Raw genomic sequence first — 12,946 nt, 5'->3', positions numbered from 1 at the left:
CTTCCCCTTGTCTCACCGCCTAATGACATTCATGTAAGCACCCGGGTGGCCGCCAGCGGGCGGCGCGAGGGAGAATCGCAAGCATGGATCAGTTCGACATCATCGTCATCGGCGGCGGCAGCGCGGGCAGCGCGGCGGCAGGGCGGCTGGCCGAGGACGGTTCGCGGACGGTCTGTCTGGTCGAGGCGGGCGGGCGCAACGACACGATCCGGGTGAAGACGCCGGGCTTCATGCCTTTCATCCCCAAAAGTTCCAACTATCAATATGAGACGGTGCCGCAGACGGGACTGAACGGGCGCTCCGGATACCAGCCGCGCGGACGCGGGCTCGGCGGGTCGAGCGCGATCAACGCGATGATCTATATCCGCGGCCACGCATTCGATTACGACCAGTGGGCATCGCTTGGCGCGGACGGATGGAGCTATGCCGACGTGCTGCCCTTCTTCAAGCGCAGCGAAGGCAATGAGCGCGGCGGTGACGAATTTCACGGCGCTGCGGGCCCGCTCAACGTCATGGACCAGCGCTGGCCCAATGTGACGAGCCGGCGGTTCCTCGAGAGCGCGGCGGCGCTGCAATTGCCGCGGACGTCCGATTTCAACGGACCGGACAATGAGGGGTTCGGGCTCTATCAGGTGACGCAGAAGGGCGGCGAGCGGTGGTCGGCGGCGCGCGCCTATGTCGAACCGCTGCGCGCGCATGGTAATTTCGCGGTGCGGACCGGGGCGCTCGTCGAAAAGATCCTGGTCGAGAACGGGCGCGCGACGGGGGTCGTCATCCGCCGTGGATCGGCACGCGAGACGCTGCGCGCACGCGGCGGGGTGATCCTGTCGGCGGGGGCTTTCAACAGCCCGCAGATCCTGATGCTGTCGGGGATCGGACCCGGCGCGCACCTCAGGGACCATGGCATCAACATCGTTGCCGATCGCGCCGGCGTCGGCGCAAATCTGCAAGACCATATCGACTATGTGTCGAGCTGGGAGACGCGCTCGACCGACGCTTTCGGCGACAGTCTTGGCGGCACCTGGCGAATGGTGAAGGCGATCTTCGAGCACCGCACGAAGCGCAGCGGCATCATGACGACCTGTTTCGCCGAGGCGGGCGGCTTCTGGAAATCGCGCCCCGACCTGCCCGCGCCCGACATCCAATATCATTTCGTTCCCGCGATGCTCGAGGATCATGGGCGGACCAAGGTGAAGGGGCACGGCTTTTCGTGCCATGCCTGCGTTCTGCGCCCCGAAAGCCGCGGGACGGTGCGGCTCGCGTCGGGCGATGCCGCGGCGGCGCCCGCGATCGACCCGGGTTTCCTGACCGACGACTGCGACATCGCGGCGCTGCGGGCCGGGGTGCGGATGATGCACCGCATCGCTGCCGCACCGCCGCTGTCGGACTATGCGGGCACCGACCGGCATCCGGTGAACCTCGACGATGACGCGGCGCTCGACGCGCTGATCCGCAGCCGCGCCGACACCGTCTATCATCCGGTCGGGACGTGCCGGATGGGGAGCGATGCCGACGCGGTGGTCGATCCGAAGCTGAAGTTGAACGGGATCGAGGGATTGTGGGTCGCCGACGCGAGCATCATGCCGCGGCTGGTGAGCGGCAACACCAATGCGCCGAGCATCATGATCGGCGAACGCGCGGCCGATTTCGTGAAGGCAGCGCTAGCCTAGCGGTTCCCCCGCTTTCGCCGGGATCAGCCACAAGCAGCGGCGAGTAGGAGGCCGCTTTTCGTGAGATCGTAGCGGCTCGCGGGCGGGCGCATGTCGAGCACCTCTCGCACGACCAATCCGTGGTTCCCGAGCGCTGTCAGTCCCTGCGACAAGGCTCGCGGGGTTGCAGGAGCGAGCAGGCGCGACAGCGCGTTGAAGCGATCGTGACCCGCCCCGATCCCAGCCACCAGCGGCAAGCCCCAGCGCGTTCCCGCCCCGGGCGAAAGGCCGATCGCTTGCTGCGCCCCGGCGATTGTCGCGGCGCGGGTTGCGGCGGCCGTCCCTGCTTCGGTCAATATATATTCGGGGCGGAGCGGATGGCCGTGGCCGGGGTTGCGCCGGATCCAGCCGACGGCGGCTGCCGCATCGAGCGTGCGCGACAGGCTGTCGCGTGAAAGCTCCAGCCGGTGGATCAGCTCGACGAATCGTGCGCCCTTGTGCACCGCGAGATCGGCGAGCAGCGGTACCAGCCAGCGGTGGCTGCCGAGCTGGACGAGCAAAGGATCGGGCTTGCTTGACGGCATTTGCGAGTAACTATACAAACCAGACCATTGACGCAAGTGCGTTGATGAAGGGAGACATGGTATGGCAATCGAATTTGGATCCGAACTCACCTGTTCGATGGGGGTCAAGGACATGACCGCGTCGATCGCCTGGTACGAGCGGGTGATGCAGTGCACGCTGCTCTACCGCGCCGACGAGATCGGCTGGTGCGAGCTGGCGACGCCGATGGCGGGGGTGAATATCGGGCTGAGCCAGGTCGAAAGCGTCGCGCAGGGCGGCGGCGCGACCAATGTGTTCGAGGTGGCCGACATCGACGCGGCAAAGGCGCATCTCGACAGCGAAGCTGTGCGGCAGGACGGCGATATCCAGCATATCCCGGGGCTGGTGAAGCTGATCACCTTTTACGATCCCGACGGCAACGCCTTCATGTTTTCGAAGTCCGAAGCGGCGGCATGACGTCGCTCTGGTGGGCCGCGGCGCTGATCGCCCCGCTGGCGTCCGCTGCCGAAACGCCGTCGCTGGACGCGTGGCACGGGCATTGGGCCGGCGAAGGCGAGGCATTCGGCAAGCCCGCGACCGCGACGCTCGATATCGCGCCGGGCAAGGCGGGCGCGACGACGCTCGCCTACCGGCTGTCCATCGCCGGGGCGCCGCCGGTGACCTATTCGGCCGAGGCCATTTATGCGTTCGATAACAAGCGTCGTTTGCACGGCACTTGGACCGACAGCTACGGCCAGAAGCGTGCCGTCGCGGGCGGTCTGGCCGGGGCCTCGTGGTGGACGCATTGGGGGAGTGCCGATGTCGAGATCGGCCGGTCGACCTATGCGCTCGAACGCGGTGGAACGCTGGTCGTCAGCGACTCGATTCTGCAAGATGATGGCAGCTGGCGGGTGTTTGCAATGTTGCGGTACCGGCGCAGCAAAGCCTGAAAAACTGCCGATTTTTTGGGTTGTCTGTGCTGCGCACAAAAAAAGAGGGCCGGGACTTGCGTCCCGGCCCAGCCTTTCAGGCTCTCCCCTCCTGAAACTGTTGACGCAATGAATGCCATATTAATGTCATGATGGGAAGGCCTAAATTTTCGCCAATGCTGCGCAAATTTTGTGCAGCATTTCAGCGTGAAAAAGCGCCTTGCCCAGCCGCCCTGACGGGCTTTGCCGCGGGCCGGAGCGGTGCACAAAAAATGGCCGGGGACAAGCCCCGGCCAGTGGTTCGCAGGAGGAACCTGGGTAGGATCCCGCCACCGCCGCTTGAAAGGAGAGAGACGTGCGGCGACGGGTATCCTGTCTCGTGATCAATAGTTGTAGGCGCGCTCCCCATGTTCGGCGAGGTCGAGCCCTTCCTGCTCGACGTCCTTCGACGGGCGCAGGCCGATGGTGTATTTGAGGCCGAGGAACAGCACTGCGCTGACGACGCCGGTCCACAGGACGGTGGTGCCGACGGCCCAGATCTGCGTCATCACCTGACCGGCCAGATCGAACTCGCCGGCTTTGGCGACGGGCGCGGTGTAATCGATCCAGCCTTGACCGCCCCATGCCGGATTGGCGACGAAGCCGGTGCCGATCGCGCCGACGATGCCGCCGACGGCATGGATGCCGAACACGTCGAGCGAGTCGTCATATTTGAGTTTCTTCTTCACGGTGGTGACGAAGAAGAAGCAGACCAGCGAGGCGACCGCGCCGAGGAGGATCGCGGTGCCGGGATGGGCGAAGCCCGCCGCCGGAGTGATGGCGACCAGACCGGCGACGACGCCGGACACACCGCCCAGCAGCGACGGCTTCTTGTGCACGATCTGCTCGATGATCGCCCAGGTCGCACCCGCGGCTGCCGTGGCGACGAGCGTGTTGATGAAGGCGAGCGCGCCGAAGGCGTTGGCTTCGAGACCCGAGCCGGCGTTGAAACCGAACCAGCCGATCCACAGCAACGAGGCACCGATCATCGTCATGACCAGATTGTGCGGGGGCATTGGTTCCGAATTATAGCCAAGGCGCGGGCCGATCACGAGGCAGCCGACCAAACCGGCGATACCTGCGTTGATATGGACGACGGTGCCGCCGGCAAAGTCGAGCGCACCCCAGCCCCACAGCAGGCCCATGTCATCCGGCGCAGCGTGCAGGAAGTCCGGGCCGGCCCAGTACCACACCATGTGCGCGATCGGGAAATAGGCGAGCGTCAGCCACAGCACCGTGAAGATGATCAGCGGCGTGAACTTCACGCGCTCCGCAAACGCCCCGACGATCAGCGCCGGCGTGATGCAGGCGAAGGTCATCTGGAAGATCACGAAAACATATTCGGGCAGATAGACCCCGTTCGAGAAGGTGGCGGCGAAGGTGTTCACATCGACGCCGGCGAGGAACGCCTTGTCGAGGCCGCCGAACAGCGTGGGGAATGGCGTACCGGTGGAGGTGAAGGCCATCGAATAGCCCCAGCTGAACCAGACCAGCGCGGAGACGCAAACGATGGTCAGCACCTGCATCAGCACCGACAGCATATTCTTGGCGCGGACAAGGCCGCCATAGAAGAGCGCCAGCGCCGGCACCGACATCATCAGGACCAACGCCGAGGCGACGAGCATCCAAGCCACGTCGCCCTTGTTGACCATATCGGCCGTTGGCGTGAAAGCGGCGGGAGCCGCCGTATCGGCGGCCGGCGCGGCCGCTTCCTGCGCCCAGGCGGGCAGCGCGGCGAACAGCGAGAGACCGACGGCCCCGGCGCTCGCCGCAAATTTATTTGCGAACGTCATGTTTTCCCCCTTCGTCATTACAGTGCCGCCTCGCCGGTCTCACCGGTGCGGATGCGCACGGCCTGACCCACGTCGAGGACGAAAATCTTGCCGTCGCCGATCGAACCGGTGCCGGCGCTTTGCTGCAGCGTTTCCACGACCCGCGGTGCGAGCGCATCGTCGCAGACGAGCTCGATCTTCACCTTCGGCACCATATTGGTGGCATATTCGGCGCCGCGATAGATTTCGGTCTGTCCCTTTTGCCGGCCGAACCCCTTGACCTCGGTCACGGTCATGCCGGCGATGCCCAGTCCGGTGAGCGCCTCGCGCACCTCGTCGAGCTTGAATGGTTTGATGATGGCCAAGATCAGCTTCATGACGCCCCCTTTTGCTAATGGCACCATGTTGCACTGCAACGGGCGTGCCAGATTAGGCAGTTGCTGAAATAATTGACATTTTGTGACGCTTTGGCCGGAGCCGGGGGAACAATCGTTCGTCCGATGGGCAGGTGAGGCAAGGATTTGCCTAAATTTTGGGCAATGGCCGTCGCCCCCGCGAAGGCGGGGGGCGCTAGAGATGTTGCGCAAGGCCGGCTGCGGCCCCCGCCTTCGCGGGGGCGACGGTTTCTAATCGACCGCCTTGAACCGCGCCCATATCGGCAGATGATCCGACGCGCGCGCCGCGAGCGCGCTCTGGTGCACCCCGGCGTCGACCGGCTGAAGGTCGGGGGTGGCAAAGATGCGGTCGAGCCTGGCGACCGGACGCCGGCTGTGGAAGCTGTGACCGGTGTCGACCATATGGTGGCGTTCGCCGAAATCGGCGAGGCAGCCGCCGCGATTGCGCCATTCGTTGCAGTCGCCCATCAGGATCGTTGGCAGATCCTCGCCGTCGGCGAGGTGCGACAGGATCGCGCGCGCCTGGTGGCGACGGCGCAGACCCGAAATGTCGAGATGCATGCCGACGACGCGCAGCCGCGTATCGCCGATGCGGATTGTCGCCGCGACGGCGCCGCGCGGTTCGAGGGTCGGCAGGTGGAGCGCGTGGCTTTCCTCGATCTCCGCGCCCTTGCGCACGAGCAGGGCGTTGCCGTGCCAACCGATGCTGTGCGGGCGATTGTCGAGGCTGACGGGAATATAGTCGCTATGGTCTTCGAACATATGCGGCGGGATCGCGCTCGCGCGCGTGCCGAACCGGCGGTCGGCCTCCTGCAGTGCGACGATATCGGCGTCGAGTTCGCCGAGCACCGACAGCACACGACCGGGGTCGCGGCGGCGGTCGAGCCCGATGCCCTTGCGCATATTGTAGCTGGCGACCTTGATCATGGGAGAGAGGAGCCTGTTTTCTTTCATTGTTTCAACATCAATGACGAGTGGCCGCGCTTGGAGTTCCGGTAAGGAGTTTCGTCATTGCGAGCGGAGCGAAGCAATCTCCAGCTATCGGCCTTGGCGTAAGGTCGATAGCTGGAGATTGCCGCGTCGCCTTCGGCTCCTCGCAATGACGCGAACATTAACCAGCCTCAAACTCGGCCAACAGCGCCTGCGCTTCGGTCAGATCCTCGTCGAGCACCATGATGCGGACCGGGATGAGCAGTCCGACGCTTTCGGCGATATTCATCCCCGCATCGAAGCACACCGCGTGAACCCCCGCACTTTCGAGTCGGCCGCGCAGCAATTCGGCTTCGGCGCCATTGGGCAGGCGTACCAGTTCGACGAGCGGCATCAGACTTCGCCCGTGATGAAACGATCGGTCGGGCGCGTCGGCAGGCCGTCGATGCTTTTCGTGCGGCCCTGGAATTTTTCGACCCACAGCACGGGGTCCGACTGACGGTGATATTTTTGCAGTGTCTCGCGTTCGTGCTGCAGTTCCATCATCGGCACGCCCCAGCCGCAGCTCGTCTGCACGCTTTCGATGTCGATGACGAAAATCTGGCGCGTGCCGGGGATCAGCGTGAAGTGCGCGGCGAGCGCGTCCCACTCCGCATCCTGCGGCAGCACCGCATGCCCGCGGCCATAGATACGCAGGATCAACGCGGTGCGGTCGAAAGCGCAGAACATGATCGTTATGCGGCCGTCGGCGGCGAGGTGCGCGTGAGTTTCGTTCCCCGATCCGCCCAAGTCGAGATAGGCGACCTGATTGTCCGACAGGATTTTGAAGCTGTCGGCATAGCCTTTGGGCGACAGGTTGATTCGCGCATCGGCGGCGGCGGTCGCGGTGAAATAGACCGGCTGCCTTTCGATGAAGGCGATATGCTTGTCGGTCAGCGTATCGGTGAATTCGGCCATGGCTGTTCTCCGGTTCGCGCCCGCCCTATCACCAATTCCTGCCTTCCTCTACCGCCGCTTCCTCTTCGGGGCGGGTGGTACGGCCGAGGACATGATTGCGGTGCGGGAAGCGGCCGAAGCGGTCGATGATGTCGAAATGCTTCTTCGCATAATCGGCGAAGACCGGATCGGCGAGCTGGCCCATCAGCCGCAGCGATTCGCGCTGGTCGGCGATATCCTCGCTATGCTCGAAGGGGAGGTACGCGAACTGGCGGCGGTCGTCGGACCAGTTTTGGTCCCAACCTTTGGCGACGATGCCGCGGGCTATCGCGCGCGCGAGGTCGTCGGTGGCAAAGGCGTCGGCGTGGCCGCGAAACAGGTTGCGCGGCACCTGATCGAACAGGATCGTCGCCGCGAGCGCGGTATCGGCGTCGGTCAGGAAGGCTTCGGCGGGTTGCGAACGCAACGCCTCGTGCCAGTCTTCGGCGATGGCGCGGAGTTCGGCATCGAACCTGGGACCGCCGCCATACCAGTCGTCGAAGCCATGCGCGTCGAACCAGAAGGCAAGCAATTGCGCAGCCCAGTCGGCGGGCGGGGCGGGAACATCCGATATTTCCATATTATCCGTCCTTGCGAGCCCTTCGACTGCCTTGCAGGCGCTCAGGATAACGCCCGTCTAACGGGAGCGAAGCAATCCAGGGCGGTGTTGCACCGCTCTGGATTGCCACGGGCCTTCGGCCCTCGCAATGACGAACAAGGCTATTCGCCCTTGGCGCGGCGATAGGGGACGAATTCGCCGAGCGAGACGAAGCCGCTGTACATGTGGCTCGAGCGGTCGCGCAGCTGGACGGTATCGATGCTGCACAGCTGGCTACCCGACGTCTTGGTCACGAGGATATCGTCGTCGTCGAGCGAGTCGGCGCCGCCCCTCGGACGGTTGACCCACAGTGTGCTGCCGACGCGATAGACGATGGCTGTCTTGTCGATGACCTGCGAGCTGGAGATGCTGGTCAGCGGGAGGCAGTCCTGCGGTTCGCCCGCGACGCGGCCTTCAAGCAGTTTTTCCAGCTTGGCTTCGGGGGTAAGCTTTTCCCGCGCCGACGAGGCGGCCGGAACGGCGGCCAGAGCGGCGGCGGCAAAAATCGCCGGGATTAGGTGACGCATGGTTCGACTCCTGTCTTCATCATACCCTACCCGGCGCCCTTTTATGCTCAAGCGCGTGAACAGGGGCTGACTCGCCGCTGTATCAGCACGCTCCGTCGGGCAGCGGGATACCGAGCGGACCTTTGCATTTCTTCTTCTTGGCGGGTTCCACGGGGGTGCTGCCGCCGGCCGACGACCCGTCCATGCCGCCAAAATCGGCGCCAATCAGCAGCATCGTGTGCGAGCGGAAGCGGACCTTCGCCGTCCAGTCGATATTCCACGCCGCATTGCCTGCCGGCTTGGGCGGATAGGAGAAATTCGCCTCGGGGCCGAAGGCGTTGAGATTGCCGATCATCATCTCGCCCGACGCTTTCTTGACCTCGGCGGGGATCTGGCAGCTCGTCTGGCTGGGCGGCATCACGATCTTCTTGGTGATGAGGTTCGCGACGACCGAGGGCGGTAACCAGTCCCAAAGCCCGCCGCCGAATTCCTTCGACGCGCTGCTCGTCCACCAGACGATGTCGCCGCCCTTGTCCTGCCGGTCCATGCCGCCGATCGTCCACGCGGCGTAACCCGTCGCGGTCGGCACCTGATTCCACCGCAGCATCACCGACTGGTCGCCCTGAATCGCGGTCGAAGCCGACAGGCGCTGCATATAGTCCTGCGCGAGAGTGAAATTGATGTCGGGGCCATAATTGCTCGCAACGCGGTGCGCACCGAGCAGTGACGAGCCGCCGCCAGGCTGCTTGCCATTCTTGCTGTTCGGCCAGTCGGTGTAGGAGCGGCTGTTCATCTGGCTGACTTCGCGAATCACCGGTACCGCGCTTGAAAACAGTCCCGGCGGAACCTGCCCCGCAGCGACCTTGGCAAAGTCGATGATCACGGGCTGGCCGGGCCCGGCCTTGGCGCCGCAACCCCAATAGAGGAGCAGGCGCCCCTTCGGCCGCTCGAATTCGGTCGGATAGGTGCCTTCCTTGCGCTCGACGCTGATCAGCGGCACCGATTTGCCGAGCTTCGCCTGCGGCAGGAAGAAATGATCACCCTTCGGCGGCGGCGCGGTCGGCGCGTCGTTCGAGCCGAGGCGGAGGTTGAGATTATAGGCGACCTTGCTCGACGGATCGCCGCCGAACATCATGCCCATCGCACCGCCCAGCCCGCCGCGTCCGCCGCCCGCCATGGCGGCAAAGCCGGACATCGTCGCGACGTCCATTTCATAACGTTCCTTGGGACCGGTCGATTTTTGCGCCGAGCCGGGAACGGCGGCGAGCATCGCGGCGACGGCGGCCACGGAAACGAAACGCAGACTCGAACGCATATTACCCTCCCTGTTGCGGAGGATGCCCCCGCGGATGATGCGACCCGATTCTTCTTTTGTTTGGGTATCTATATGCGCGCGAAGGGTGAACGCCAAGTGAGGGTGGTCACAGGGCCTTCTCCACAGGTCGTCGCCCCGGACTTGATCCGGGGTCCACGAAGGGAGGCCGCCATGGATGCCGGATCAAGTCCGGCATGACGAGAGGTCGGTACTAAGCCGTACCGCCCAAGGTCAGTCCGCTGACCAGCAAGGTTGGCTGGCCGACGCCCGCGGGGACGCTCTGGCCGCCCTTGCCGCAGATGCCGACGCCTTCGTCGATCGCCATGTCGTTGCCGATGCCGGTGACCTTGGTCAGCACGCTGGGACCGTCGCCGATCAGCGTCGCGCCCTTGATCGAATCGCCGAGCTTGCCATTCTCGATCTTGTACGCCTCGGTGCAGCTGAAGACGAACTTGCCCGACACGATGTCGACCTGTCCGCCGCCAAAGCTTTTGGCGAAAATGCCGTTCTTGACGCGGCTGAGCAACTCGGCGGGGTCGACGTTACCGCCCTTCATGAAGGTGTTGGTCATCCGCGGCATCGGCGCATGCGCAAAGCTTTCGCGGCGGCCGTTGCCGGTGGGCTCGACCCCCATCAGGCGCGCGTTGAGGCGGTCCTGCATATAGCCTTTGAGGATGCCGTCCTCGATCAGCACGGTTTCGCCCGTGGGTGTGCCTTCGTCGTCGATGCTGAGCGAGCCGCGACGGCCGCCGCCAACGGGGCTGTCCATCGCGCCGTCGTCGACCACCGTCACGCCGGGCGCGGCGACGCGCTGACCGATGCGGCCCGAAAAGGCACTGGTGCCCTTGCGGTTGAAGTCGCCCTCGAGCCCGTGGCCGACCGCTTCGTGGAGCAGCACGCCCGGCCAGCCGGGGCCGAGCAGCACGGTGAATTCGCCCGCGGGGGCGTCGACCGCGCGCAGATTGACGAGCGCCTGCGCCAGCGCTTCGTCGATCGCGCGGTTCCACTGGGCCGGTTCGAACAGATGATCGTACATGTAGCGACCACCGAGGCCGAAGTTGCCGGTTTCGCGGCGGCCATTCTCTTCGACCACGATGCTAACGTTGAGGCGGACGAGCGGCCGGATGTCGGTCGCGAGGAAGCCGTCGGCGCGGACGATCTCGACCACCGACCAGCTGCCCGCGAGCGAGACCGAAACCTGAACGATGCGCGGATCACGCTCGCGCGCTGCCGCGTCGATTTCCTGGCAGAGCGCGACCTTCTTCGCGAAGGGGATGAGGTCGAGCGGGTTCGCTTCGTCATAGAGATGGCGGTTGGTGCGCGGCGGCGGCGCGGCGTGCGGCTGGTTCGACGGGTCGAGCAGCGCGAGCGTCTCGGCGGCGCGGCGGATCGCGCTGGCGCTGATGTCGCTGGCGTGCGCAAAGCCCGTCATCTCGCCCGACACGGCGCGCAGGCCGAAACCCGCGTCGGTCGAATAGTCGGCGGTCTTCAATCGGCCGTCGTCGAAGCCGAAGCTCTCGGTCGCGCGATATTGCAGGTAGAGCTCGCCGTCGTCGGCCTTGGCGAGTGCTTCGCGCGCGAGCACCTGCGCCAGATCGGGGTCGAGCGCGTCGGCGCGATAGAGGAAGCGGCGGGGGTCGGTCGGGCTTGTCATGGTGCCGATATAGGCACGCCCGCGCGCCGACGCCAGCGGTCAGAGATAATTGACGTTGAGCGTGAAGGTGCCGCTGTAATCGCCCGCGAGCTGATTGGCCGGAACGGTCAGTGTCCCGCCGATATAGTAGGTCTGGACCCCGCTGGGGAGCAGCGTGGCGCCAAGCAGGGCGATGCCGCCGCCGCTGGTGCTGGCCGCGCGCACGAGACTGGCGGTCAGCGCAGGTGCTCCGCCGCCCGCGCGTGTCAGCGTGACGCTGGTGTCGCCCGAAACGGTGATGAGCAATATGCCGCCGGTGCCCTGAAAGATCGCACGCTGGGTACCCGCTCCGACCGGGGTCACGCCGCCGCTGGTCGTGCGTGCGCCGGTGACCGCATTGATCGTCACTGTGCCGCCGGTCGCGCCGCTGACCATCGTCCCGAAATCGAGATCGTCGGTCTTGATCAGCGTGTTCGGGCGAACGATCGCCGCATTCACGGTGACATTGGTGTCGGCGGCATAGGCCGGTGCGCATAGCCCGGCGCTCGCCGCTGTCGCGGCGATGGTCAGGGCGCGGCGTGCGCCCCGACAGTTTCTGGTCCCTTGAATCCCCACAGATTCTGCTCCTGTCTGGCACATTTATGCCGGATGGACCTTCATCGATGATGCACGGGCTTGGTAAAGCAGCTGTTTACTTTTGACCCCGCGGGTCAGGCTTTGTCGGTGACGCCGCCAATGAGGACAAAGCGCCGGTCGCAATAACCGCAGTCGGCGAAGCCTTCGTCGGTATCGATTTCGAGCCACACGCGCGGGTGGCCGAGGGCCGCGTCGGCAAGGCCGTCGCCGGTGCCGTCACAGGCGATGCGGGTCTTGGGCGTGCGGATGGTCTCGGGAGCGGGCTGGGTCATCGACCGCGCCCATAGCAAGCAGGACGGGCGCCCGCAATCGGGTCTGCATAATCTGCGTGGGGCTTTGACGGCACCGGTGCAGGCACCCGTTCAGGCGCAAGTGGTCCCCCGGTGCCGTCTTCCCCCCACGGAAGGCCTAAAGATAGTTGAGCGTGATCGTGAATGTGCCGCTGTAATCGCCCGGCATTTGGTTGGCGCCGACCTCGAGAGTCCCGCCGACCGGAAAATTATAATTGCCGAGCGCGCTGGCGATACTGAAGCGCGTCGGCGCCGTCGTCAGGATTGCGGTCGGCGTGCTGCCGATCTCGAAATCGCGCACGCGCATCCGCACACCCGGCCCGGTGATCCAGATCGTGTTCGATCCGAGCGAAATATTGACCTGGCGGTTCGGCGTGCCGAGCCCCGCGAACCGCGCGGGCTCGCCGCCATTGCCGGCGAGCGTCACGCCGCCGGTGCGGGTGCGCGAGCCGTCGGGGGCGAGCCGCACCGTGCCCGCGCTTCCCGAGGCGATGATGCTCCCGAAATCGAGGTCGTTGACCTTGAAGAAGCTGAGCGGGCGAAGCACGATGGCTTCGGCCTCGCTTTGCGCGCTATTCTGGGCCAGCGCCGGCGAAACGGCGGCGGCACCAAGAAAAAGCGCAAAGATGGCTAGGCCGCGCTGCGCAGGCAGCGGGCAAATGATGTGTCTGGTCCTCACATCATTGGTCCTAGCGGCGAGTTTCGAATTTAGCGTTAACGCCGCGCTGACGAAAAA

General features: G+C 65.1%; 16 protein-coding genes. 3 read left to right on the top strand and 13 right to left on the bottom strand.

Features of this window, described 5'->3' with window-relative positions; all coding sequences use genetic code 11:
• Window positions 1–83: 83 nt before the first annotated feature.
• A complete protein-coding gene (locus AC07NV_RS05645) occupies window positions 84–1,670 on the top strand; it encodes a GMC family oxidoreductase (RefSeq protein WP_495165364.1) in 1,587 nt (528 codons plus the stop codon).
• 23 nt (window positions 1,671–1,693) lie between these two features.
• Here the strand turns inward: AC07NV_RS05645 and AC07NV_RS05640 are convergent, their stop codons facing one another.
• The gene (locus tag AC07NV_RS05640; RefSeq protein ID WP_495165363.1) at window positions 1,694–2,233 is read right to left on the bottom strand and encodes a winged helix-turn-helix transcriptional regulator; all 540 of its coding nucleotides are present in this window, start codon (window positions 2,231–2,233) and stop codon (window positions 1,694–1,696) included.
• 61 nt (window positions 2,234–2,294) lie between these two features.
• On the opposite strand from AC07NV_RS05640, the gene AC07NV_RS05635 reads away from it, so the two are divergent.
• Both AC07NV_RS05635 and AC07NV_RS05630 read left to right on the top strand, forming a co-directional pair.
• Window positions 2,295–2,669, top strand: a complete 375-nt coding sequence (locus tag AC07NV_RS05635; protein WP_495165362.1) for a VOC family protein — start codon at window positions 2,295–2,297, stop codon at window positions 2,667–2,669.
• A complete protein-coding gene (locus tag AC07NV_RS05630) occupies window positions 2,666–3,142 on the top strand; it encodes a hypothetical protein (protein ID WP_495165361.1) in 477 nt (158 codons plus the stop codon). Before AC07NV_RS05635 ends, AC07NV_RS05630 begins: the two co-directional genes overlap by 4 nt.
• 362 nt (window positions 3,143–3,504) lie before the next feature.
• Here AC07NV_RS05630 and AC07NV_RS05625 read toward each other — a convergent pair whose 3' ends face one another.
• From AC07NV_RS05625 to AC07NV_RS05570, 12 genes are all read right to left on the bottom strand, one after another.
• A complete protein-coding gene (locus AC07NV_RS05625; RefSeq protein WP_495165360.1) occupies window positions 3,505–4,953 on the bottom strand; it encodes an ammonium transporter in 1,449 nt (482 codons plus the stop codon).
• A gap of 17 nt (window positions 4,954–4,970) precedes the next feature.
• Window positions 4,971–5,309 (bottom strand): P-II family nitrogen regulator, encoded by a 339-nt coding sequence (locus tag AC07NV_RS05620; RefSeq protein WP_003043080.1) that lies wholly within the window; start codon window positions 5,307–5,309, stop codon window positions 4,971–4,973.
• 249 nt (window positions 5,310–5,558) lie between these two features.
• On the bottom strand, window positions 5,559–6,254 hold the full coding sequence (locus tag AC07NV_RS05615) for an endonuclease/exonuclease/phosphatase family protein (RefSeq protein ID WP_495165359.1): 696 nt from the start codon (window positions 6,252–6,254) through the stop codon (window positions 5,559–5,561).
• A gap of 184 nt (window positions 6,255–6,438) precedes the next feature.
• A complete protein-coding gene (locus AC07NV_RS05610) occupies window positions 6,439–6,651 on the bottom strand; it encodes a putative signal transducing protein (RefSeq protein WP_495165358.1) in 213 nt (70 codons plus the stop codon).
• The gene (locus AC07NV_RS05605) at window positions 6,651–7,214 is read right to left on the bottom strand and encodes a pyridoxamine 5'-phosphate oxidase family protein (protein WP_495165357.1); all 564 of its coding nucleotides are present in this window, start codon (window positions 7,212–7,214) and stop codon (window positions 6,651–6,653) included. The genes AC07NV_RS05610 and AC07NV_RS05605 overlap by 1 nt, the downstream gene beginning before the upstream one ends.
• Window positions 7,215–7,242: 28 nt before the next feature.
• Window positions 7,243–7,812: a DUF924 family protein gene (locus AC07NV_RS05600; RefSeq protein WP_495165356.1), complete on the bottom strand. Its 570-nt coding sequence runs from the start codon at window positions 7,810–7,812 to the stop codon at window positions 7,243–7,245.
• 140 nt (window positions 7,813–7,952) lie between these two features.
• Window positions 7,953–8,357 (bottom strand): hypothetical protein, encoded by a 405-nt coding sequence (locus AC07NV_RS05595; protein ID WP_495165355.1) that lies wholly within the window; start codon window positions 8,355–8,357, stop codon window positions 7,953–7,955.
• 82 nt (window positions 8,358–8,439) lie between these two features.
• Window positions 8,440–9,651, bottom strand: a complete 1,212-nt coding sequence (locus tag AC07NV_RS05590) for a hypothetical protein (RefSeq protein ID WP_495165354.1) — start codon at window positions 9,649–9,651, stop codon at window positions 8,440–8,442.
• A 211-nt stretch (window positions 9,652–9,862) separates the two neighbouring features.
• The gene (tldD, locus tag AC07NV_RS05585) at window positions 9,863–11,305 is read right to left on the bottom strand and encodes a metalloprotease TldD (RefSeq protein ID WP_495165353.1); all 1,443 of its coding nucleotides are present in this window, start codon (window positions 11,303–11,305) and stop codon (window positions 9,863–9,865) included.
• Window positions 11,306–11,344: 39 nt separating this feature from the next.
• Window positions 11,345–11,899, bottom strand: coding sequence for a DUF4402 domain-containing protein (locus AC07NV_RS05580; RefSeq protein ID WP_495165352.1), 555 nt, complete (start codon window positions 11,897–11,899; stop codon window positions 11,345–11,347).
• 95 nt (window positions 11,900–11,994) lie between these two features.
• A complete protein-coding gene (locus tag AC07NV_RS05575) occupies window positions 11,995–12,192 on the bottom strand; it encodes a zinc-finger domain-containing protein (protein WP_495165351.1) in 198 nt (65 codons plus the stop codon).
• Between the two features lie 136 nt (window positions 12,193–12,328).
• Complete coding sequence (locus AC07NV_RS05570) at window positions 12,329–12,889, bottom strand: DUF4402 domain-containing protein (RefSeq protein WP_495165350.1); 561 nt, start codon at window positions 12,887–12,889, stop codon at window positions 12,329–12,331.
• Window positions 12,890–12,946: the final 57 nt, after the last annotated feature.

Source organism: Sphingopyxis sp. GW821-FHT10B01 (assembly GCF_059415685.1).
The sequence above is the reverse complement of the archived record's forward strand: the minus strand, read 5'-3'. Positions and strand labels throughout refer to the sequence as shown.

Excerpts from the sequence above, each read along its gene's own strand:
- AC07NV_RS05645 (WP_495165364.1), top strand. The coding sequence starts at position 84 with ATGGATCAGTTCGACATCATCGTCATCGGCGGCGGCAGCGCGGGCAGC.
- AC07NV_RS05640 (WP_495165363.1), bottom strand. The coding sequence starts at position 2,233 with ATGCCGTCAAGCAAGCCCGATCCTTTGCTCGTCCAGCTCGGCAGCCAC.
- AC07NV_RS05635 (WP_495165362.1), top strand. The coding sequence starts at position 2,295 with ATGGCAATCGAATTTGGATCCGAACTCACCTGTTCGATGGGGGTCAAG.
- AC07NV_RS05630 (WP_495165361.1), top strand. The coding sequence starts at position 2,666 with ATGACGTCGCTCTGGTGGGCCGCGGCGCTGATCGCCCCGCTGGCGTCC.
- AC07NV_RS05625 (WP_495165360.1), bottom strand. The coding sequence starts at position 4,953 with ATGACGTTCGCAAATAAATTTGCGGCGAGCGCCGGGGCCGTCGGTCTC.
- AC07NV_RS05620 (WP_003043080.1), bottom strand. The coding sequence starts at position 5,309 with ATGAAGCTGATCTTGGCCATCATCAAACCATTCAAGCTCGACGAGGTG.
- AC07NV_RS05615 (WP_495165359.1), bottom strand. The coding sequence starts at position 6,254 with ATGATCAAGGTCGCCAGCTACAATATGCGCAAGGGCATCGGGCTCGAC.
- AC07NV_RS05610 (WP_495165358.1), bottom strand. The coding sequence starts at position 6,651 with ATGCCGCTCGTCGAACTGGTACGCCTGCCCAATGGCGCCGAAGCCGAA.
- AC07NV_RS05605 (WP_495165357.1), bottom strand. The coding sequence starts at position 7,214 with ATGGCCGAATTCACCGATACGCTGACCGACAAGCATATCGCCTTCATC.
- AC07NV_RS05600 (WP_495165356.1), bottom strand. The coding sequence starts at position 7,812 with ATGGAAATATCGGATGTTCCCGCCCCGCCCGCCGACTGGGCTGCGCAA.
- AC07NV_RS05595 (WP_495165355.1), bottom strand. The coding sequence starts at position 8,357 with ATGCGTCACCTAATCCCGGCGATTTTTGCCGCCGCCGCTCTGGCCGCC.
- AC07NV_RS05590 (WP_495165354.1), bottom strand. The coding sequence starts at position 9,651 with ATGCGTTCGAGTCTGCGTTTCGTTTCCGTGGCCGCCGTCGCCGCGATG.
- tldD (WP_495165353.1), bottom strand. The coding sequence starts at position 11,305 with ATGACAAGCCCGACCGACCCCCGCCGCTTCCTCTATCGCGCCGACGCG.
- AC07NV_RS05575 (WP_495165351.1), bottom strand. The coding sequence starts at position 12,192 with ATGACCCAGCCCGCTCCCGAGACCATCCGCACGCCCAAGACCCGCATC.